Annotated in this window: 4 protein-coding genes; all 4 read right to left on the bottom strand. The window is 53.8% G+C overall.

Annotation, left to right across the window (positions count from 1 at the left end; all coding sequences use genetic code 11):
- Window positions 1-250, bottom strand: a 250-nt coding sequence (locus tag MGMO_RS02130; RefSeq protein ID WP_036306547.1) for a DUF5765 domain-containing protein, incomplete at its 3' end; no start/stop codon positions are given.
- 250 nt (window positions 251-500) lie between these two features.
- Window positions 501-1,184, bottom strand: a complete 684-nt coding sequence (gene pgl / locus MGMO_RS02125) for a 6-phosphogluconolactonase (RefSeq protein WP_023493369.1) — start codon at window positions 1,182-1,184, stop codon at window positions 501-503.
- Window positions 1,174-2,676 (bottom strand): glucose-6-phosphate dehydrogenase, encoded by a 1,503-nt coding sequence (gene zwf, locus MGMO_RS02120; protein ID WP_023493368.1) that lies wholly within the window; start codon window positions 2,674-2,676, stop codon window positions 1,174-1,176. The genes pgl and zwf overlap by 11 nt, the downstream gene beginning before the upstream one ends.
- A gap of 143 nt (window positions 2,677-2,819) precedes the next feature.
- Complete coding sequence (gene gnd / locus MGMO_RS02115; protein WP_023493367.1) at window positions 2,820-4,265, bottom strand: decarboxylating NADP(+)-dependent phosphogluconate dehydrogenase; 1,446 nt, start codon at window positions 4,263-4,265, stop codon at window positions 2,820-2,822.
- Window positions 4,266-4,473 lie beyond the last annotated feature (208 nt).

Raw genomic sequence — 4,473 nt, 5'->3', positions numbered from 1 at the left:
ACAAGGCGACCATATTGACAAAAAACGGCTGGAACGAGACATGCAAATACCCTAATAACGTGAGGATTTGGTTATTGGGATTGTCGCATAAGTCAATATAGATATAGGTGACCGCCTGCAACAGTTCCATCAATGCGAAATACGTCAACGGAACCCACAGTTCTTTAGATTCCCCTTTCCACGCTACATATACCGCCGTACTTAAACCTACCGCAGCTAAAACACCCGATGCTTCTCCACTCCAACACATAAAACTGACCTTCGTTAATTAATGAAACACATTTGAACAATCGAATTGCCACCTAGTTATTTAAAATTTTTGTGGGCAACAAGCCGAGCCAAACAAACCAAAAGCGGCTAATTGTATTACAGAGACGGGTGTTGAGAAAAGATTATTGAGTGAGTTACAAAGAAACCCAACGCGCCCAGAAGATTTATCAGCTAAAAGTAGGTAGGTCACGCCAGCAATCCCTGCCGAAATGACATAACCAGGTTATGAACTACCCTTGATAAGCATCCCGATCCATATAAACATCAACATTATTCGATAAGATATTAGCCACAGGCAGATCTTGACCTGAACGCCACAGCTTAACCGCTTCTTGTTTGTTCGCTCCGGTAATCAGGAAAATAACTTGCCGCGCATCACCCAATGCCTTGGCGCTGATGGAAACCCGCTCCGGCGGCGGTTTAGGGGAATTATAAACTGCATGAACCAACTCATCGCTATTGTGTTGATGACCGGGGAATAAACTGGCGGTATGCCCGTCTTCACCCATACCGAGGAGCACTAAGTCAAAAGGCAGGGCATCTTTAACCACTTGTCGGTATTGGATGGCGGCCTGATCTGGACCCAATTCGGCGGAAATTGCAAAAACTTGCGTTTTGGGAATGCCCACCTTATCCAAAAAAGCTTGCCCTGCCATCACGCTATTCCTTTCCGCATGACCTGCGGGCAAACAGCGTTCGTCACCGTAATAGATGAACCATTTCGACCAGTCGGCATCCGCTTGTGCCAACAGCCGATACACTTTTTCCGGCGTAGTCCCGCCCGCCAGCACCAGTTTGAATTGCCCACGTTCGGCAATGGCTGAAAGCGCCGCATCAAGAATGCGCTGATACGCGGCTAAGGCAACGTCATCCGCCGTTGCCAGCGTGTGCCATTGGGTATTGTCAGGCTTCATATTTGCATACCTCCGGCGTTAACGAGCTGCGCCAGGATTGGCTTTCCTTCTCGAACAGGCGGCGGCTGTCTTCGGGGCCCCAGGAACCGGCAGGATACGTGGCGATGTAATCCCGTTCGATCGCCCAGGTCTGCAGGATGGGGTCGACGATGCGCCAGGCGTATTCGACTTCATCGAAGCGCAGGAACAGCGAACGGTCGCCTTTCAATACGTCCAGCAATAAGTCCTCATAAGCGTCGATGGCCTTTTCGTCCTGGTTACGGAAGCTGGCATCCAGGCTGCTGGTGCGGGTGCTCATTTCCAGGCCGGGCTCCTTGACGGTCATTTCAATGCGGATGCATTCTTCCGGTTGGATGCCGAGCAGCACCCAGTTGGGGTTCATGCACTGGACATGGGTGTCGCGGAAAAATTGCAGCGGCGGATGGCGGAAACAGATGGATATGGTCGATTGCGCCTTCGCCATGCGTTTGCCGGTACGCAGGTAGAACGGCACGCCGCGCCAGCGCCAGTTGTCGATGTACAGTTTCATGGCGGCGTAGGTTTCGGTGGTGCTGTTGGCGGGGATGTTGTCTTCTTGCAGGTAGCCGTTGACTTTTTTCCCGCCGATCGTGCCTTTGGCGTATTGGGCGCGGAAGGAATGACCGTGCACGGCCTCTTTCGGGATCGGCCGGATGGATTTGAGCACTTTGACTTTTTCGTCGCGCAAGGATTCGGCTTCCATGGAGACGGGCGGCTCCATCGCCACCAGGGTCAGCATTTGCAGCAAGTGGCTTTGCAGCATGTCGCGCATGGCACCGGCGCTGTTGTAATAGTCGCCCCGGCCTTCGATGCCGATTTCCTCGGAATGGGTGATCTGGACATGGTCGATGTAGTTCCTGTTCCACAAGGGTTCCAGCAGCACGTTCGCAAACCGGAACACGAGCACGTTTTGCACCATGCCTTTGCCCAGGTAGTGGTCGATACGGTAAACCTGCTCTTCGGCCAGATAATGGCTGATCCGTTTTTGCAAGGCTTGGGCACTGTCCAGGTCAAAGCCGAACGGCTTTTCGATAATCACCCTCCGCCAGCCGTATTCTTCCTCGAATAACTGGTTGACGCTCAGCAATTCCATCACTTGCCCAAAATCGGCCGGGCTGATGGACAGGTAAAAGGCGATATTCCGGGAGAATTGCCCGTCGGGATTATTTAACAGTTCTGCGAGCGCGCTGTAGGCTTCCGGCTCGTGCAAGTCGCCGCGGTGGTAGTGGAAGCGTTCGCTGAAGCGCTTGAAGACTTTTTCGTCCATCTCGCTTTTGATTTTCTGCTCGATCATTTCCCTCAGTTCTTTCAGCCAGGTATTTTGATCCCACGGCCTCCGGCCTATGGCGACAATCTTGGTGCCTTCCGGTAGGTGGTTCGCCGCGTCCAGGTGGTACAGCGCGGGCATGAGCTTGATGCGGGACAGGTTACCTGTCGCGCCATAGATAACGTAGGTGCAGGGTTCGGCGTTCATGGTTTGAAGGGTTACGTTTAACTGAATTTTGTTATGCACCTCTTTTCGTTAAATTTCTGTAGGTTGGGGTGAGGTACGAACCCCAACATTGTGAGTTAGTTTATTTGTTGGGGTTCACAAGTTCACCCCAACCTACGGTTAAGCTACACATTATAAGTGGACGAAGCGGTCTTCCCGCCATGCCCAGTCCAATCGGTATGGAAAAACTCGCCCCTGGGCTTGTCGGTGCGTTCGTAGGTGTGCGCGCCGAAGTAGTCCCGTTGCGCTTGCAGTAAATTGGCGGGCAGCCGTTCGGTGCGGTAGCCGTCGAAATACGCCAAGGCAGATGAAAACGCGGGGGTCGGGATGCCCATTTCGATGCCGAAGATGACCGCCTTGCGCCAGCCTTCTTCGGCTTGCCGCATGGCGTCGATGAAGAAATCGGCCAGCAATAGGTTTTCGATGTCCGGGTTGGTTTGGTAGGCTTGTTTGATGTCGTTCAGGAAGCCGCTGCGGATAATGCAGCCGCCGCGCCACATCAGGGCGATTTCGCCGTAGTTGAGGTTGAAGCCGTATTCGCTCGAGGCCTCGCGCAACAACCGGAAGCCTTGGGCGTAAGAGATGATCTTGGCGGCGTATAGGGCATTACGGACGGCGTTTATCATGGCTTGCTTGTCGCCTGTGAATGCTTTTTTGGGGCGGGCCAGGAATTCGGCGGCTTTGACGCGTTCGTCTTTTTGGGCGGACAGGCAGCGGGCGAACACGGCTTCGCCGATGAGCGTCAGCGGTATGCCCAAGTCCAGGGCGTTGATGCCGGTCCATTTGCCGGTGCCTTTTTGGCCGGCGGTGTCGAGGATTTTGTTGAGCAAGGGCGCGCCGTCTTCGTCCTTATAAGCCAGGATGGCGGCGGTGATTTCGACCAGGTAGGAGCTGAGTTCGCCTTTGTCCCATTCGTCGAATATGACGTGCATTTCGTCGGCGCTTAGGCCCAAGCCTTCGGACAAGAGTTGGTAGCCTTCGCAGATGATTTGCATGTCGCCGTATTCGATGCCGTTGTGCACCATTTTGACGTAATGGCCGGCGCCGTTGTCGCCGACCCATTCGCAGCAGGGGTCGCCGCCCACTTTGGCGCTGATGGCCTGGAAGATCGGCTTGACATGGGGCCAGGCTTCCTTGTTGCCGCCGGGCATGATGGACGGCCCGTGCCGCGCGCCTTCTTCGCCGCCGGACACGCCGGTGCCGATGAAGCGGATGCCTTTTTCTTTCAAGGTTGCGGTGCGCCGGTTGGTGTCGGTGTAAAGCGAGTTGCCGCCGTCGACGATGATGTCGCCTTCGGACAGTAGCGGCACCAGCTTGTCGATGTACTGGTCGACGACGTCGCCCGCCTTGACCATCAGCATGACGATACGCGGCGAGTTCAAGCTGTCGACCAGTTCCTGCAAGGAGTAGGCGCCGATGACTTGGGTGCCGCTGGCAGGGCCCGCCAGGAACTCTTCCGTCGTGGCACCGGTGCGGTTATGCACCGCGACCTTGTAGCCGTGGTCGTCCATGTTGAGCACCAGGTTCTGCCCCATCACCGCCAATCCGATTAAGCCTATGTCTGATTTCATTATTATTACCCGAAAATTAAGTTCATTTTGTTGACGACATACTAGCACGATTCACAACAAATCTGCACTTAGGCTGTATTACGCCAAGGCTGAAATCCTTAGTTATTCCAATTGGAATTGACTTATATCAAGGCCATTTTTTACTTAAGGAATCTCTGATTAAGTCACCCGAAATTGCTAAAATTACTCAAGTGCGCGTAACATGAGA

Origin of the sequence: Methyloglobulus morosus KoM1 (assembly GCF_000496735.2) — a bacterium.
Taxonomy (GTDB): Bacteria; Pseudomonadota; Gammaproteobacteria; order Methylococcales; family Methylomonadaceae; genus Methyloglobulus; species Methyloglobulus morosus.
This window is presented reverse-complemented; position numbering and strand designations above follow the sequence as displayed.

Bases quoted from the DNA above. Each gene is read 5' to 3' on its own strand.
- pgl (WP_023493369.1), bottom strand. From the start codon at position 1,184: ATGAAGCCTGACAATACCCAATGGCACACGCTGGCAACGGCGGATGAC.
- zwf (WP_023493368.1), bottom strand. From the start codon at position 2,676: ATGAACGCCGAACCCTGCACCTACGTTATCTATGGCGCGACAGGTAAC.
- gnd (WP_023493367.1), bottom strand. From the start codon at position 4,265: ATGAAATCAGACATAGGCTTAATCGGATTGGCGGTGATGGGGCAGAAC.